12 protein-coding genes and 1 pseudogene are annotated in these 16037 nt (G+C 52.3%); 3 read left to right on the top strand and 10 right to left on the bottom strand.

What is annotated here, in order from left to right; translation table 11 throughout:
• Window positions 1–36: 36 nt before the first annotated feature.
• The 10 genes from AC5RDV_RS06820 to AC5RDV_RS06775 form a co-directional block, all read right to left on the bottom strand.
• Window positions 37–957, bottom strand: coding sequence for an Rpn family recombination-promoting nuclease/putative transposase (locus AC5RDV_RS06820; protein WP_130893330.1), 921 nt, complete (start codon window positions 955–957; stop codon window positions 37–39).
• 160 nt (window positions 958–1117) lie between these two features.
• Window positions 1118–5938, bottom strand: a complete 4821-nt coding sequence (locus tag AC5RDV_RS06815; RefSeq protein WP_282748120.1) for an FG-GAP-like repeat-containing protein — start codon at window positions 5936–5938, stop codon at window positions 1118–1120.
• Between the two features lie 225 nt (window positions 5939–6163).
• Window positions 6164–7330: an AIR synthase-related protein gene (locus AC5RDV_RS06810; protein WP_282748119.1), complete on the bottom strand. Its 1167-nt coding sequence runs from the start codon at window positions 7328–7330 to the stop codon at window positions 6164–6166.
• Window positions 7331–7362: 32 nt separating this feature from the next.
• Window positions 7363–7929 (bottom strand): LemA family protein, encoded by a 567-nt coding sequence (locus AC5RDV_RS06805; protein ID WP_232038518.1) that lies wholly within the window; start codon window positions 7927–7929, stop codon window positions 7363–7365.
• 67 nt (window positions 7930–7996) lie between these two features.
• Window positions 7997–8923: a TPM domain-containing protein gene (locus AC5RDV_RS06800; RefSeq protein ID WP_282748118.1), complete on the bottom strand. Its 927-nt coding sequence runs from the start codon at window positions 8921–8923 to the stop codon at window positions 7997–7999.
• Window positions 8924–8935: 12 nt separating this feature from the next.
• Window positions 8936–9937, bottom strand: coding sequence for an alpha/beta hydrolase (locus tag AC5RDV_RS06795; RefSeq protein ID WP_282748117.1), 1002 nt, complete (start codon window positions 9935–9937; stop codon window positions 8936–8938).
• 4 nt (window positions 9938–9941) lie between these two features.
• A complete protein-coding gene (locus AC5RDV_RS06790) occupies window positions 9942–10688 on the bottom strand; it encodes a shikimate dehydrogenase family protein (protein ID WP_008624791.1) in 747 nt (248 codons plus the stop codon).
• A gap of 11 nt (window positions 10689–10699) precedes the next feature.
• Window positions 10700–11434, bottom strand: coding sequence for a bifunctional demethylmenaquinone methyltransferase/2-methoxy-6-polyprenyl-1,4-benzoquinol methylase UbiE (gene ubiE, locus AC5RDV_RS06785; protein ID WP_008624801.1), 735 nt, complete (start codon window positions 11432–11434; stop codon window positions 10700–10702).
• Between the two features lie 10 nt (window positions 11435–11444).
• Window positions 11445–12392: a phosphoribosylaminoimidazolesuccinocarboxamide synthase gene (locus tag AC5RDV_RS06780; RefSeq protein ID WP_282748116.1), complete on the bottom strand. Its 948-nt coding sequence runs from the start codon at window positions 12390–12392 to the stop codon at window positions 11445–11447.
• Window positions 12393–12429: 37 nt separating this feature from the next.
• Window positions 12430–13452, bottom strand: coding sequence for a PhoH family protein (locus tag AC5RDV_RS06775; protein ID WP_130893323.1), 1023 nt, complete (start codon window positions 13450–13452; stop codon window positions 12430–12432).
• A 118-nt stretch (window positions 13453–13570) separates the two neighbouring features.
• Here AC5RDV_RS06775 and AC5RDV_RS06770 point away from each other — a divergent pair, with 118 nt between their 5' ends.
• The 3 genes and pseudogenes from AC5RDV_RS06770 to AC5RDV_RS06760 all read left to right on the top strand — a co-directional run.
• Entirely contained in the window at window positions 13571–14359 is a 789-nt protein-coding gene (locus AC5RDV_RS06770; protein ID WP_008624804.1) for a DUF5715 family protein, read from the top strand.
• Between the two features lie 73 nt (window positions 14360–14432).
• Complete coding sequence (locus AC5RDV_RS06765) at window positions 14433–14897, top strand: hypothetical protein (RefSeq protein ID WP_282748115.1); 465 nt, start codon at window positions 14433–14435, stop codon at window positions 14895–14897.
• 467 nt (window positions 14898–15364) lie between these two features.
• Window positions 15365–16037, top strand: a pseudogene (locus tag AC5RDV_RS06760) (hypothetical protein); the annotation flags it as partial.

Genomic DNA, 16037 nt, shown 5'->3' with positions numbered 1-16037 from the left:
CGACAATATAATGGGAGGACGAAGCCGAAAAGGATTTTATAACGAATTGATTTCTTCCGCGCTCAGTCCGGTGATGTCGGCAATATCATCGGTGGGGTATCCTTTGGTTTTCATGCGTCGTGCATTCTTAAGGCGTTCATTCATTTCCCCTTCGTTTTTACCTTGTTCGATACCTTTGGCTATTCCTTTGGCCATTCCTTGTTCTATTCCTTTAACCATTCCTTGCCGCATTCCCAGTTCCAATCCTTCTTGCTTGGCGAAGTCGAGCACGGCAAGGTGGTCGCGGTACACTTTGATGCTTTCGTCATATTTCATGCGGTCCTCTTTGCTGAGCGAAGCGATGTCTACGATTTGTTCCAGTTTTTCAAACACCGATTTACGGGCTTTGAATGGGAGTCTTTGAAATGTTTCCATATTTTTCAGTACATAAATCCAACGTTCAAAATCAGTTTGGCATTCATCTTCTTCCTTGGTGAAGCAGGGGAGCTGCAGGAAAATGAAACGGAGCTTGTCGGAGAACACTTCGTTCGTATCCCGGTCGGACAAGACGATGTCCGTGCGGAATTTGCCGGGTGAGTGGGACAGGTGGAAATTCATGAAGAAGATGCCATACACGGCTTTCAGGTTGAATTTCCATTCGGCACCCCGTTCCCCTTGCCGGGCGATGGCCTGCGAGAGGTAGTACAAAGCCCGTTCACGGAAAAAGGTCTGTTCACGGTTTTGCATTTCCACGATGAACTGTTCACCGTCCTCATTCGTACAATATATGTCATAGATGACACCCCGGTCGCCGGAAAAGTCCGGCAACAGCTCTTTGTCCAAGAATGTGATGTCCGTTATCCGCTTTTCTCCTACTAACAAGTCGTTCAAGAAGTCTATCAACAATTCTTTGTGGATGGCTTGCCCGAAGATGCGCTTAAAACCGACATCGGTAAAGGGATTGATGAATCTTGCCATATTTTTCGCTTTTGACAGTAATCAAGGCAAAGTTACAAAAAAGAATTGAAAACCAAGGGGATGTTGGTCTTTTTGTCAACTCCTTGCGGGTGGAGGATAAAAAACGAGAGGGGGCAAACGCCCGTAAACCGGACTGCCCCCTCTCTTCCGAAACATGGGTTTATCGTAACATCAGTTTTTGTGTCTTGCGTCCGGCTTGCAGGATGTAGACGCCCCGGAGGCCGGAAGTCGAAATTTGCGTGTCTCCTGAGGCTTCGCTCTGGTGGAGCAACGTGCCTTGCAGGTTGTAAAGGCGCAAGGTCGTGGCGGAGCGTATGCCTTCGATGCGGATGATGCCGCCGGTCGCGTAGATGCGTACCTCTTCGGCCTCCACCGGGACGATATCGGTGTAGGGGGCTGCGGTGAAGGTTACGGTTTCGCGGATGCCGGAACCGTCTGTGGCTGCGGCTTCCACCGTCACTTGGCCGCCCGTGGCATTGTCTTTCAGGCTTACGGTGCCGTCTTGTGCGACGGTGGCCAACGTTTCACCCTCCACGACGCTCCATTGTACGCGTTTGAGCGTGGTGCTCATCGGCAGTACGACCGCTTGCAGGTGCAGTTGCGGTTGTTCTTGGTCTAATTTCAATTCTGCTTCTTGCGAAGTGATGACCACGCTCTGGGCCATGGTGACGTCAAAGGCATCGGCAGAGCAAACCACGTTGGACCGGTTGCGGGCATCATCCGCCGAAGCCCGTTTCTGCGGCACGTCGAAGCGTACGGCCAAGGCGTAGTATGTGGCTTCGTCCGAAGTCCGCGCGTGGGTGTAGCTCAGGGTATGGCCGGACACGGCGGCCAGTTCGGTGAGCCGCTCGGGCGACGGGCCGCTCAATATCACGTATTGCATCACGTCGCGTCCTTCGTATGGGGTCCAGCTCAGGTTGATGTCGTGCCCCATGGCGCGGTTCACCATCAGGTGGGCGTTGGCATGTACCGCGCTGCTCCGGCTCTCGCCGCCGTAGTTCGTGGCCATCGTGATGAAGTAACGCTGCGAGAGCAAGGCCGGAGTAGAGGTCTCGTCCACATAGCTTCCGTCCGTCAGCGGGACTTCGCCCAACAGTTCGTAACGGTCGCTCACGGCCGTCTCGCGGTAGATGCGTACCGTCCCCGGTTGCAGGGGTGCAGGCAGTTCCGTGGGGATGCTCCAACTGATACGGTTGCATCCGGTAGCCTCGTCGGTGCCTATTTGTCCGATGACGGGCACAAAGCCGCTGCCTGTCACTTCCACCTGGGTGTTCTGGTATATTTCGCCGAACACGTCGTCCGTTGCTTTCACGTTCAGGTCGTAGGAACCGTCCCTTTCCGGGAAGATGAACGTGGCTTCGGCCTGTCCCTCTTCGTGGATGAATGCTACGCCTTCGTCGCGCAGGACTTCAAAGGCGACCTCGGATGAGAGCAGGTGTTCCGGCAGGGTGGCCTGTACGGGAGTGCCGGCCAGGACTTGCTGTGGCAGGTCGATGGCCATGCCCGGCAGGTCGAGGATTTCGATTTGTGCGCGGCTCACGATGTCGTCCACGGTCAGGGTGACGGTCTTCAGGCCGGATGTGCTCCATTCGATGGTGTTCCCGTCTATCACGCCTCCGTCGGTGTGGATTTGCGGACTGCCCAAGATGGTGGTCTCGAACGGGATAGGCCAGCTCACACGTCCCTTGCCCGGCAGGCTTAGGAGCGATACGGCCTGCGCCGTGTACTCGTAGACGGGCGAGAAGTCAGAATGGGCGTTCCACGGGTCTACCGCCTGCACCTGTATCTCATACGTCTGTCCGGCTTCCAAGGCCGTGGTAGGGATGGTGAAGCGTGTGGCTCTGCGGTAATGCACGTAGCCCGGTTCGCCCGTCTGTGCCTTGTTGTCGGCCAAGTTCAGGGGCGAGATGACGTAAGCCCCTTCGCCCGATGCGCCTTTCTTTTTCACGCTCAGGTTGTAGCGCAGGCTGTGCGAGGGCGTTTCCTTGTCCGTCGCCCCGTCCCAGTATATGGTCAGTCCGTCTGCCGTCTGGCTGGCGTAGACGTTTTGCGGCACGGTGGGCGCGGTGTTCTTGAACGAGGAACGGATACGGGTATAGGCATTGTAGTCGGGCGTGCCGTCGCCGTTCACGTCGAGATAAGAACCGGAAGGCGTTGACGAGCCGATATTGCCGGGGATGAGTTCGAGTGACAAACCGGATAAGATATTCTCCATGTAGGTCAGTGTCCCGTCTTTGTCTTGGAAAATGAGGCTGTCAGGGTTGGTGGCCGACACATATTCGGGCAGGCCGTCATGGTTCAGGTCCACGGTCGGACACCCCGGCAGGGTGATACGCTCCGTGAAACGGAGTTCCGCATCACAGAGGTAGGCATAATATATTTCTTTATAAAAATCATTATAAATCAGGTCGGGCCGTCCGTCCCCGTTCACGTCGGCGATGCCGACAAGGCTTAACGAACTGCTTTGTGCAGGCAGGTCGGGTTGTAACTCGAACTCCCAGTTGCCTTTGTTCAGGTAGAGCTGTTGGCGATAGATGGGTGTGCCCCGGTCCCAACGGTATGCACTCACGATGTCCAAATAGCCGTCGCGGTTGAAATCGGCCACGGCGATGGGGGCGTAGTATGTTTCTTCTTTGGCAAAGTTTTTCTGTTCCCATACACCGTTCGCTGTATTCTTGTATATGATGTTGTTTTTCTTGAAATCCACACGTCCGTCGTTGTCCAAGTCGCCGATGGGCGTAAGGTAATCATATTGTCCTATCGGGTTGCTTGGCGTGTTGAGGCAAATCTCCCCTTCGTATGCGTGGAAGTCCATGTTGCCGTCGTTCAGCAAGAACCTTTTCTGTTGGTCGCTTACTTTCAGATAGTTGCCGTAGATGTCGGGCTGTCCGTCCCGGTTGAAGTCGACCACGAAACCGCCGTTGATGTTCAAGTCGGTGTTGAACGATTTCATCAGTTCCTTGAATGTGCCTTGCGCGTTGGTGTAGAACCTTTGGGCGAATCCTTCTGCCCATCCGTCTTGGTTGAGGTCGAACACGCTGCCACTGTAGCCGTCTTCGCTTTCATCTGTACGGAACGGGAGTACCCGTATGCCCTGTGTGAACGTGTGCCCGTCGAGCGAGAGGGTGACGGTCTTCAGCCCGTAGCTCTCGAACACGATGTCGGCCGACCCGTCTGTGTTTTGGCCGACGATGCGTCCGTCGGGTTGCAGGTTGTATTGGTAGTTCGCGCCTTCACGGGCGTAAATCGGTGCGATATGCAAGGTGTCTGCCGTGCTCAGCTCGTTGACCGAAGCCGTGAAAGCCGGGCTGACCAGATGGTTCTCGAACGTAGCCTCTTCGCTCCACGCGCTGCCGATGCCGTTCGGGGCAATGGCCTGCACGGCGATATGGTAAGTGCCTTCCGGCCACGTCCCGGCATTAAGCATCAGATAGGTAGAAGTGTTGGCGTTGCCGTCTGAGAAAGTGCGGCGGCTGCCGTCGGCATTGGATTGAGCCTGCACGATGTCGTCGCGCCCCGGTGCTGTGCCCACTCGGACTTCATACGTGAGTCCCGGTTCTGCGGACGGGGCTTTCCATTCCACGCGAAGCAGGCCCGTGGCCGCATCCACGGCGTAAGTCGGGGCTTCCGGAGCGGCCACTGTGGCAGGTTGAGCGTTTTCCGGAGTGTAGAGATAATGTTCCATATTGTTGGGGGTGATGAGGAAATCGGGTTTTCCATCGCCATTCAAGTCGGTTATGAAAGGATTTTCTTTGTTGGACAACATGTAACCTTCGGGGAGAAGCATGGTCCCGTTCAGGTTGAAGTTCGCGTCCCATTGGAACAAATAGAAGTCATATTGTAAGTAGCCTTGGGTGTTCGTGACTTCTTTCACAGCCGTCAGCCCCGGTTTTCCGTCAAGATATGCGACCTCGTGAAAGGTGTATTCGCCTTCCATGCCCTGCTCCGACTTCTTGAACGTGCCGTCGCCTTGGTTGCGCAGGAAGATGATGAAGGCGTAGGTGGTTTGTTTGGTTTTGTCTATGGTGAGTAGAAGGTCTTGATGGCCGTCACCGTCCAGGTCGCAAACCTGCACATCCGTGAGGTTGGAGTTGTTGGTGAGTCGTTCCGTCTCATACCCTGACGGTGTACTGCGCATCAGGTTCACGTCGCCCGTGTTTGCATCGAAGAGCACGTAATCCGTCAGGCCATCGCCGTTCACCTCGCAGGCAGTGACCGACGTGCCCATGGAAGCTGTGTAGTAACGTCCGTCCGGCAGTGAGATGAAGCCCGCGCCGTTGGGTGAGAAGAGGTCGGGGTAGCCGTCGGCGTTCAAATCCAAGGCTTGCATGCGGTCGCTTTCTTGGGCGTATGACGTGCCGCGTTCGGGAATCCACGCGCCACTGAATATGGTGTTGTCCACGCGGAACATGCCGCTTCCTCCGCTACTGTAGTCCATGCCTTCCAACTCGTCGGCATCCGTGACGATAGGGAGAGGCTTTTCTTGGAATCCGTCCGCTGTCTGCAACAGGATATACGGGGCGTAGAGGGTTGGCCAACTTTGTATCCGTTTAAAGAATACCAAGTCCATGCGTCCGTCCCGGTTGAGGTCTGCTTGGGTGAGTTGGCTGCCTAAGGAGGGGCAGCTTGTGGCTTTGTAGCTTCCGTCGGGTTGGCTCAGGTACATCTTCGTGTCGTTTCCGTCGGAAGCGATGAAGTCCGGTTTGCCGTCCCCGTTCAGTTCGAGGAGATGGTCGATGGTAAGCACGTCGTCTGCCACGCGCTCTACCACCGTGCCGTCCAAGGCAAACCATGCAGTGAAGCGTTCCTTGTTGTTTTCAGTGTCGAGATATTCCATCTTTCCGTCCCCGTTCACATCATAATACATGCTCTTCAGGGTAGGCGGGGTTCTATCCAGAGGCGTAAGTTCTTGTCCCGCGATGGGGCGTATGCCTGTAAATGCCAGGCATGTGGCAAGGGTGAATAAAGTAGTCGTTCTCATAATGGTTGGTTTTTATGTTTTATCGAACTGTTCCTTTCAGATGTGCGTTTTTCTGCTGTTTTCGCAGTGGTTCAAAATTAAGGGATAAAAACATGTAGTTCAATACGTAAACAGTATTTTGTACGGAATGAATCCAGTTTTTTACGCATTGAACAAAAAAATCCGGGCAAGCAGGTGGCTTGTCCGGATAAGGTTGGAGGAAAAAGGAAATGAAGCTCCCTTTCCTTAGTAGTTGAATTCGCCGAATTCACTCTTGATGGTCAGTGAACGCGGTCCTTCTTCGATGTGTCCGATGATTTGTGCGTCGATGTTGAAACTCTTGGCTATGGTGATGACTTGTCCGGCATGTTCGGGAGCTAGGTAGACTTCGAGGCGATGCCCCATGTTGAACACCTTGTACATTTCACTCCAGTCCGTACCGCTTTCCTTGGCAATCGCCTTGAACAAGGGAGGTACGGGGAACATGTTGTCTTTGACCACCCTGCAATTCTCACCTACGAAGTGGAGCACCTTGGTCTGCGCACCGCCTGTGCAGTGTACCATGCCGTGGATGTCCGCACGCATCTCGTCTAGCATCTTCTTCACCACCGGAGCGTATGTACGGGTGGGGGACAGGACGAGCTTGCCGGCATTGACTGGGGCACCCTCCACCGGGTCGGTCAGCCGGTAACTGCCGCTGTAGACCAACTCTTCCGGAACGGACTTGTCGTAGGTTTCGGGATATTTTTCGGCCAAATACTTGGCAAACACGTCGTGGCGTGCACTGGTCAGCCCGTTGCTGCCCATGCCGCCGTTGTATTCCTTCTCGTAGGTGGCCTGTCCGCAACTGCTCAGTCCCACGATGACATCTCCCGGACGGATATTGGCGTTGTCGATGACGTCGCTACGTTTCATGCGGCATGTCACGGTGGAGTCCACGATGATGGTGCGCACCAAGTCGCCCACGTCGGCTGTCTCGCCGCCTGTGGCATAGATGCCGATACCCATCTTGCGCATCTCGGACAGCAGTTCGTCCGTACCGTTGATGATGGCACTGATGACTTCGCCCGGGATGAGCATTTTGTTACGTCCGATGGTGGACGACACCAAGATGTTGTCTACGGCACCCACACAAAGCAAATCGTCCGTGTTCATGATGAGCGCGTCTTGCGCAATGCCTTTCCATACGGACAAGTCGCCCGTTTCTTTCCAGTACGCGTAGGCCAACGAAGATTTCGTGCCGGCTCCGTCGGCGTGCATGATGTTGCAGTATTCCGGGTCACCGCCCAGAATGTCGGGGATAATCTTGCAGAATGCCTGCGGGAAGATACCCTTATCGATGTTCTTGATGGCGTTGTGTACGTCCTCTTTGGCTGCCGACACGCCGCGCATCATGTAACGTTGGTTACTCATATCACTATATGTTTTTGAATGATTGTCTGTCATTAAAACTCTACTTTCGGGGCTTCCGATGCACCGGAGGATGCCTCGAACTTTTCCTTTTTGCTGAATCCGAACATTCCGGCAAATAAGTTGTTGGGGAATTTACGTATCAGGACGTTGTAGTCTTGTACGGCCTCGTTGTAACGTTTACGGGCTTCGGTGATGCGGTTTTCCGTTCCTTCCAATTGGGCTTGCAGTTCCGAGAAATTCTCGTTGGCACGGAGTTGCGGATAGTTTTCCGTCACGGCCAACAGTTTTCCGAGGGCGGAGCTCACGGCACCTTGGGCTTTCTGATATTCGGCCAACTTTTCTGCAGTCAGGTTCGCCGGGTCCACGGTGATTTGCGTAGCTTTGCTACGGGCGGCTACTACGGCTTCCAACGTGCTGCTTTCGTGCGTGGCATAGCCTTTTACGGTACTCACCAGGTTCGGAATCAGGTCAGCCCGGCGTTGGTATTGCGTTTCCACGTTACTCCATGCCGTAGACACAGCTTCGTCTTTCTCTACCATCTTGTTGTATGAACAGCTGTTCAAAAGAACCATGCACACCATGGCTATGGCGGCGGTCATCCATTTCTTTGTTTTCATTGTTTTCCTTATATATAAATAGGTGTTTGATTCGAAATCTGTGTGTCGGTCAGAACTTTCCACCGGCTCCTCCGCCTCCGAAACTGCCTCCCCCGAAGCTTCCGCCGCTGAAACCACCTCCGAAACCTCCGCCTCCGAATCCGCGATGGAAAGGTCCTGCCACGGGAGGGAAACCTCCAAAGCCGGTGCCGTTGTCGAACGGTTCGTCATGGGAACGGGATACGGTATGCCCGCATTTCGGGCAGCGGTAATAGACCGTGTGATGTTCTATGCCTTGGAACCGGTCAACCCGGACTTGGGAATTCGTGCGGTGCATGGGGCTATGTCCGCAGCGGGGACATGTGTTCCGTTTGCGGTTGGAATAAATGGAAATCAGGAACCCGCCCGTGACAATGGCCAAGGCGAGCCACATCAAGCCATATCCCTTTGTACCGGTCGGTTGCCCCGAATCGTCGTGGAGCATACTGTCATCCCCGTGGATTACACGGCAGACGGCAGACACTGTTTGCAGCATGGCGGTATCCCAGTCTCCTGTTTTCAGGTAAGGCACCATTCGCCGATTTTCTATCCGGCGGCAGATGGCATCAGGCAGCGTGCCCTCCAACCCTTCGCCGGTCAATATCTGGTAACAGCGGTCTTGCGTGGAAAGCAAGATGATGAGACCCGTGTTTTGCCGGTTGCCCACCCCGAGTTTGTTACCCAGTGTAATGGCGAAATCATAGCATTCCCCTCCTTCGATACGCTCCACTACGGCTACCACGGACTGTACGCCCTTCTCCGTTTCCAACCGATATAGCAGGCTGTCCATTTGTTGTACGGCCTGTGCGGAAAGGATTCCATCGGGATTGACCACGTGCTTGGTCTTGTCCTGCAAATAAACCATAGGCAGGTTGTCCACCGTATACGTGCCGGCATACAGGAGTTGTGCGCTCCGGCATACAAGGAATAAGAGGAACAGGCAAAAAGCTTTCTTCATGACACACTTTGTTTACTGGTTTGGCAAGTTATTCATATCTTTTGGAATATTATATCGTTCGACGAAACTTTTGACGATTTCTGTATATTCTTTAGCATATTTTAGATAAGAATCGGCATGTGTCGCGCCTTCCACGTGCCATAGCTCTTTGATGCCCTTCTTGGCGGCATACAGGCTGTCACCCATCCAAGTCGGTACGAACGTGTCTTCCGTACCGTGAATGAACAACATGGGAAGCTGGCATTTTTTTACTTGTTCCAGTGGCGAGGCTTCCCGGAAATCCCATCCGTAACGCAGGCGTGTAGCCCAACTGGCCAGATGGAGCAAGGGAAAAGCGGGCAGGCCGAACTGGTTTTTCAGTTCTCCTGCGTATTCATCCCACACGCTGGTATAACCGCAGTCTTCCACAAAGCAGTTCACGAAAGGCGGTTGGGGTTCGCCGCTCACGCATATGGTCGTAGCCGCTCCCATGGAGATGCCGTGTACCACCATGCGGGTCTGGGAACCTTCCGGGGCAAACAGTTCGTTGGCCACTTCCATCCAGCGTAACACATCAAGGCGGTCTTTCCATCCCATTTGGATGTGGTCGCCTTCGCTCTGTCCGGCAAAACGGAGGTCGGGGAGCAATACGTTGTAATGCAGGTCGTGATTGTATAAGTAAGCGATGTGCAGCATACGCACGGCATTGTCGGTATAACCGTGCACGGCTACGGCTGTATGAGCCGTCAGGGTGTCTGCATAAAGGTAAAGGGCGTGCAGCCTTACTCCGTCTTCGGCAAGGATAAACGTATCCCGCAAGGCGTTTTCCCGTTGCAGGCTGTCTACCCAGTGCGAAAGGAAAGGGTAGTGCTCATACATGAAAGCGTATGACATTTCGAGATTCTTTCCCCGTTCGTTGCCACCGGCCTCCAACGCGTACCATTGCAGGTATAGCGTGCTCCCCGTCAGCGTGAGTACTAATAAGGTGAGCACGGTCCAGAAAATCCGTTTGAACTTGTTCTTTTCCTTGTGCATGTCGTCAGTCTTCGCTGTGCCAGAATTCCCATCCGGCGTATGCTTGGAGAATCAGCATCTCCAAACCGTTTTTGGTGATGGCACCTTGTTCCCGTCCTTTTCTGAGAAAGAGGGTCTCTTCCGGATTGTAAACCAAATCGTACAGTAGGTGGTTGCGTCCGATGGCTGCATAAGGGAGTGCCGGGCACTCTTCCGTATGAGGATACATCCCCACCGGGGTACAGTTTACAATCACTTTGTATTCGTCCATGATTTCCGGTGTGAGTTGCGGGTATGTCAGCGAATCCTCTTTCGGGTTACGGCTGACAAAGCGGGTTTCAATGCCCAAGCGGTGAAGTCCGTAGCGTACAGCTTTAGAAGCCCCTCCTGTACCTAATATCAAGGCTTTCCGGTGTATCGGTTCCAATAACGGTTCTATCGAGCGGGTGAATCCGATGACATCCGAGTTGAAACCTTTCAGATGCGTTTTCCCTTTCCGCATCCCGATTCGTACGACGTTGACAGCCCCGATATGGCGGGCTTCCTCGCTCAACTCGTCCATGTAAGGAATGATTTTTTCTTTGTAGGGGATGGTCACGTTGAGTCCGCACAGATTTGCGTTTTCTGTGATGATTTCCGGAAAGCGTTCGATAGAGGGAATCTCAAAATTGACATATTCGGCATCAATCCCTTCGTTCTTGAACTTTTCATTGAAAAAGTCACGCGAGAACGAATGTCCTAAAGGATAGCCGACTAAACCGTATTTATCCATGATGTGAATGCTTATTTGGTGGCAAGATACATCGTGCTGATGCCGAAAGTGAAACGTTTGAAACGCACGTCGCCGAAACCGGCTTTCCGGAGTATGCCCTGCATGACCTCTCCTTGAGGGAAAGCGGCCATCGTGGCCGGCAGGTAAGAGTAGGCACTATGGTCCTTGGAAACCAACCGGCCAATCAGCGGCATGACGATTTTGGCGTAAACAGAGAAAAGTTGTTTCATGGGGAAACGGTGGGGAGAACTCAGTTCAATGATTAACAGATGTCCGCCTGGTTTCAATACCCTGCACATTTCCCGTAGTCCCTGGTCCAGATGTTCGAAGTTGCGTACGCCATAGGCCACGGTCACGGCATCGAACGTGTCGTCGGCAAAAGACAACGCTTCACAGTCCTCATGTTGGAAGCGGATGATTCCGTCCAAATGCAACGCTTCCACTTTTTGCCGTCCTATTTGCATCATGCCCTCGGAAATGTCTACTCCCGTGATGGATTGCGGAAAAAGCCTCCGGGCAGACAAAATGGCAAAATCGCCTGTCCCCGTAGCAACATCTAAGATTCGGCGGGGGTGAAAGGGCGACAAAGAGTCGACGGCTGTGCGCCGCCAACTCTTGTCAATACCCCATGAAAGGAAATGGTTCAACCGATCGTAAGAATGGGCGATGCGGTCGAACATGCGCTCCACTTGTTCACGCTTATGGCCTTCGTCCTTGTAGGGCTTTATCTTTTCTTGTTCGTACACCTGTCGTGCCTTATTTCTGGTTCAAATATTCGGTGACGTTCTTTTCGATGCGTGCGGCCAAATCGTCATGGTCGTCGGCCTTGTTGAACTTTTGGCCTACGATATGCTCGTACAGCTCTATATAGCGGTCTGACACGCTGTTTACGTATTCGTCCGTCATTTTCGGCACTTGCTGGCCTTCCTTGCCCATGAAGTTGTGGTCGATAAGCCATTGGCGTACGAATTCCTTGGAAAGTTGCTTCTGGGGTTCGCCTTTTTCAAACTTTTCCTGGTATCCGTCTGCGTAAAAGTAACGGCTGGAGTCGGGCGTATGGATTTCGTCGATGAGATAGACTTTACCGTCTTTCTTGCCGAACTCATACTTGGTATCCACCAATATCAGTCCCTTTTCCGCAGCCATTTCCGTGCCGCGGGCGAAGAGGGCGTAGGTATATTTTTCCATCAGTTCGTAGTCTTCCTTGCTCACGAGCCCTTGGGCGATGATTTCTTCCTTAGATATGTTTTCATCGTGTCCGGCATCGGCTTTCGTGGTAGGAGTGATGATCGGGGTGGGGAACTTCTGGTTTTCTTTCATGCCTTCGGGCAACTTCACGCCGCAGAGTTCGCGGCAACCATTCTGGTATTCGCGCCATGCCGAGCCGGTCAAATACCCGCGGATAATCATTTCCACGCGGAAGCCTTCGCATTTCAGTCCCACGGTCACCATCGGGTCCGGAGTGGCCAGTTTCCAGTTGGGTACGATGTCGCTTGTGGCATCAAGGAAAGTAGCTGCAATCTGGTTCAGCACTTGGCCTTTGAAAGGGATTCCTTTGGGCAGAATCACGTCGAATGCCGAAATACGGTCGGTGGCTACCATGACCATCAGTTCGTCGTTGATGTTGTACACGTCGCGTACTTTTCCGTGATATACGCTTTGCTGTCCCGGAAAGTTAAAATCAGTGTGAGTTAAAGCTTTCATATCTGTTTTCTTTTTGAAGTTGAAGTTCTGTTTGTGCTCAGTTGTCACCCCAACCCGTCAAATCTGTGATGACGAATGATTCTTCGGATTGTGGTTTTTCGGTACTGCGCTTATGTGCGGAGACCTTCCTGTCATGCTTTTCGTAAGCTTCCACGATGCGGGTCACTAATTTGTGGCGCACGATGTCTTTTTTGTCCATTTCTATAAAAGCGATACCCTCCACGCCTTTCAGTATGGATGTGGCTTCGGCCAATCCTGAACGTTGGGATGGTGGAAGGTCTATTTGCGTCATGTCTCCGGTAACAATCATTTTGGTGTTCATTCCCATACGCGTCAGGAACATCTTGATTTGTGCCGTAGTCGTGTTCTGTGCTTCGTCCAATATGACCACCGCGTCATTGAGGGTGCGGCCGCGCATGAAAGCCAAGGGAGCGATCTGAATGACGTTTTGTTCCATCATTTCCTGTAACTTCATGGTAGGAATCATGTCCTGCAAGGCATCATAAAGCGGTTGCAGGTAAGGGTCTATCTTGTCTTTCATGTCACCCGGCAGGAAACCCAGTTTTTCACCGGCTTCCACAGCGGGACGGCTCAAGATGATTTTGCGTATTTCTTTGTTCTTTAAAGCCCTTACCGCTAATGCGATGCTGGTGTAGGTCTTGCCCGAACCGGCAGGTCCGATGGCAAAAATCATATCGTTGTTTTCGTATGCTTTGACCAATTTTTGCTGGTTCTCGCTACGGGCGGTGATAGGTTTGCCGTTGACGCTGTATACAATGACGCCTTCTGCACTTTCTTTCGGGGTCTTTTTGCCTTTGATGATGGCCAATATGTCTTCCTCTTTCAGGCTGTTGTATTTTACACAGTGCTGTTCGATGGCCATGATGTTTTCTTCAAAAGCACACATTTCCTCTTCGTCGCCCATTACTTTGATGATATTGCCGCGGGCCACGATGCGCAATTTGGGATAGAGCGCCTTGATCATTTGTATGTTGGTGTTGTTTACCCCGTAGAAAATAACGGGATCCACGTCTTCCAATACGATATGCTTTTCTATCATTCGCTTAATTTTACCGCAAATTTAAGCATTAAGTTTTGAATTCGCCACGTTTTCCGTATCTTTGTGCTGCAAAATAAAGAAAACGTTGAGAAAACTCAAGAGAGAAATATTTTGGGGAATGGCGGGGGTGACCGTCTGTGTGTTGGGCGTGGTGCGCTGTGTCAATCCGGCGGTGGTGGGTGAAACGGTTGGTGTTTCATCTGTTCCGCTTGATTCTTCAGTGCAGGCCGTCGTTCCTGATTCGAAAAAGGAGTCTATTGAGGTTGTCAGGAAAACGGGGTTGCATACACCTTATTCCATACCGGTTTTCAAAGAAGCGGACGGTCGGCCATTGAAGAGTAAGATCTATAGTGTACCAGGGTTTGGACGTACGTTTCCCGACTTGCAGGATGTACATATCGTGGCGGCCCGGAAATGGGGCGTTTCTCCGGTGGAGGATCGGGAAGAAGCGGAGATGAGGAAAGATGAACTGGTCTATGTGGGCAGCAATCCTTATTACACGATGGACAAGCAGATGTCTTATTCCATCCCTTATCTGGTGCCTCGGGCCAGTGACCTTCTGCAAAAAATCAGCCGGAACTTTCTGGATTCTTTAGCTATCAAAGACATTCCGCTACATACGTTAATTGTAACTTCCGTCTTGCGTACGGAGAACGATGTGCGGAGGTTGCGACGTTTTAATTGCAATGCCTCCGAAGAGAGTTGCCATCGTTTCGGAACGACGTTTGACATTTGTTATAATCGCTATAATACGGTGAGTCATCCCGACAGGCCGGAACGGCGTCCGGTAAGAAACGATTCGCTGAAGTGGGTCTTGTCGGAGGTGTTGCGTGATTTGCGTGAACAAGAGTTATGTTATGTAAAATATGAAGTAAAACAGGGCTGTTTTCATATTACGGTGAGATAATGCGTTAAACCTTTTTCGTTTGGATGTGTCTTTATAAATAGGAAGAATATTTGTCTATTATATATAAGGTGCAATGAAAAAGATAGTTCTATGGGGAATGTGTGCGGCCTGTCTGGTTGGTTCGGGGACGGCAATGGCACAGGGCGGGAAAGACCGCAAGGGTGACATGCGATGGGAGCAGATGATGGAAAAACGTGCGGAAAGATTAGCTGATGAACTGGATTTGAACGGAGATGCACGTTCGGAGTTTCTGGTTACTTATAAAAATTATCAGCAGGATTTGATGTCCCATCGCAAGACACCCCTATTTCCGGCAGGCTTGGGAGGGAAAAAAGAATCCGAGTTGACGGAGGAGGAAGCGGCAGAGCGCATAAAAACGGAGTTTGACCGCAAGGCGCAGCAAATCGTAAATGCGTACAACACGCTTGAAGTGGATAAAAAGTACTATGAAGTCTTTTCTAAAACCATGTCTGCCAAACAGTTGATGAAAATCTTTGTTCCCGTGAGAAAAATGAATGTTCGTAATGGGGGTAGGTAAGGCATAGGAAGGGGTGGAGTTCGTCCGCCCGGAAACTTAAATGGTTTTCCTCAAAATGATTTTGATAGGGATGTCGACTGGTAATACCAGTTAGGTAGGGTTGATTTTAAGGTAAAAGGGGAGGGAGATTTGCTGTTGCAAATCTCCCTTTTTCGTGTTTGGGTTCCTCTGTAAACTCCCGTATATTTTCTCAAAAAAGGTTTCATGTTTCAGAATTCTCTATAACGGTTTGATGAATAGTGCTTTATGAGCTGAATTATGGAATCCCCATCTTTCAGCCTTCCTTCAGTTGACTGGCTGCTACCGTTGTGCGCCAAACGGAAAATCAATCTCAGGCGAGTGATTTTTCAATCTCAGCCGAATGATTTTCGGATGTGCGCCAAACGGAAAGCAGCATTCATCCCGTCTTGCGCCTGACATGGGCTGAAAGATGAAGGATTGGAAGTTCAGGATGTATCCGTCTTGCTTTGAAAGGGTTACGTGGTATCCTGAAAGATGAAGTCCATTTCCGGGAAAAGGCATGGAGGGATGAAGGCATGGAGGTGAACGTAAACGTGCACAAACCTGCGGAACCGTGCGGAAATGTGCACAAACGTGCAGCCTTCGCCGTGCGGCCCCCTAACTTTGCCGTAAAAACGAAGCACATGGAACTGAAACAGATCGTAAAGAGGGCGGTACGCCGGTGGGTGGAGAAAATCGCGAGTAAGCGGGCGCAGAGGCAAGCTCGCTTGGCTTTGCCGAGTGGGAGCGAATTATTAAAAAGGAAGGCAGAAGCATACGGCACGAAAGACCGCATGTCTGCCACCCTTGAGCGTCGGTTGGCCGCTTTCGCGGAGGCGCGTTACGACCTGCGCCACAACCTGCTGACGGGGCAGGCGGAGTTCCGTCCCAAGGGACAGGATGCGGCCTCCTTCCTCCCCCTCACGGCACGCGATCTCAACTCCCTCTGCCTCTCCGCCCACGAGGCGGGCATCCCGTGCTGGGACCGCGACGTGTCGCGCTTCGTGGCCTCCGACCGCCTGCCCGACCACCATCCCTTCCGCGATTATTTCGACCGCCTGCCGCGCATCGCCTCCTTCATCGCTACGTCCAACAGCCACGAACTGCTTTCCGACCCTTCTGGCAGCCGCCGCTTCCTCT

It is taken from the genome of Paraprevotella sp., assembly GCF_986071375.1.
The sequence above is the reverse complement of the archived record's forward strand: the minus strand, read 5'-3'. Positions and strand labels throughout refer to the sequence as shown.

Bases quoted from the DNA above. Each gene is read 5' to 3' on its own strand.
- AC5RDV_RS06765 (WP_282748115.1), top strand. From the start codon at position 14,433: ATGAAAAAGATAGTTCTATGGGGAATGTGTGCGGCCTGTCTGGTTGGT.
- AC5RDV_RS06795 (WP_282748117.1), bottom strand. From the start codon at position 9,937: ATGCACAAGGAAAAGAACAAGTTCAAACGGATTTTCTGGACCGTGCTC.
- AC5RDV_RS06790 (WP_008624791.1), bottom strand. From the start codon at position 10,688: ATGGATAAATACGGTTTAGTCGGCTATCCTTTAGGACATTCGTTCTCG.
- AC5RDV_RS06775 (WP_130893323.1), bottom strand. From the start codon at position 13,452: ATGATAGAAAAGCATATCGTATTGGAAGACGTGGATCCCGTTATTTTC.
- AC5RDV_RS06780 (WP_282748116.1), bottom strand. From the start codon at position 12,392: ATGAAAGCTTTAACTCACACTGATTTTAACTTTCCGGGACAGCAAAGC.
- AC5RDV_RS06770 (WP_008624804.1), top strand. From the start codon at position 13,571: ATGGCGGGGGTGACCGTCTGTGTGTTGGGCGTGGTGCGCTGTGTCAAT.
- AC5RDV_RS06800 (WP_282748118.1), bottom strand. From the start codon at position 8,923: ATGAAGAAAGCTTTTTGCCTGTTCCTCTTATTCCTTGTATGCCGGAGC.
- AC5RDV_RS06815 (WP_282748120.1), bottom strand. From the start codon at position 5,938: ATGAGAACGACTACTTTATTCACCCTTGCCACATGCCTGGCATTTACA.
- AC5RDV_RS06820 (WP_130893330.1), bottom strand. From the start codon at position 957: ATGGCAAGATTCATCAATCCCTTTACCGATGTCGGTTTTAAGCGCATC.
- AC5RDV_RS06810 (WP_282748119.1), bottom strand. From the start codon at position 7,330: ATGAGTAACCAACGTTACATGATGCGCGGCGTGTCGGCAGCCAAAGAG.
- AC5RDV_RS06805 (WP_232038518.1), bottom strand. From the start codon at position 7,929: ATGACCGCCGCCATAGCCATGGTGTGCATGGTTCTTTTGAACAGCTGT.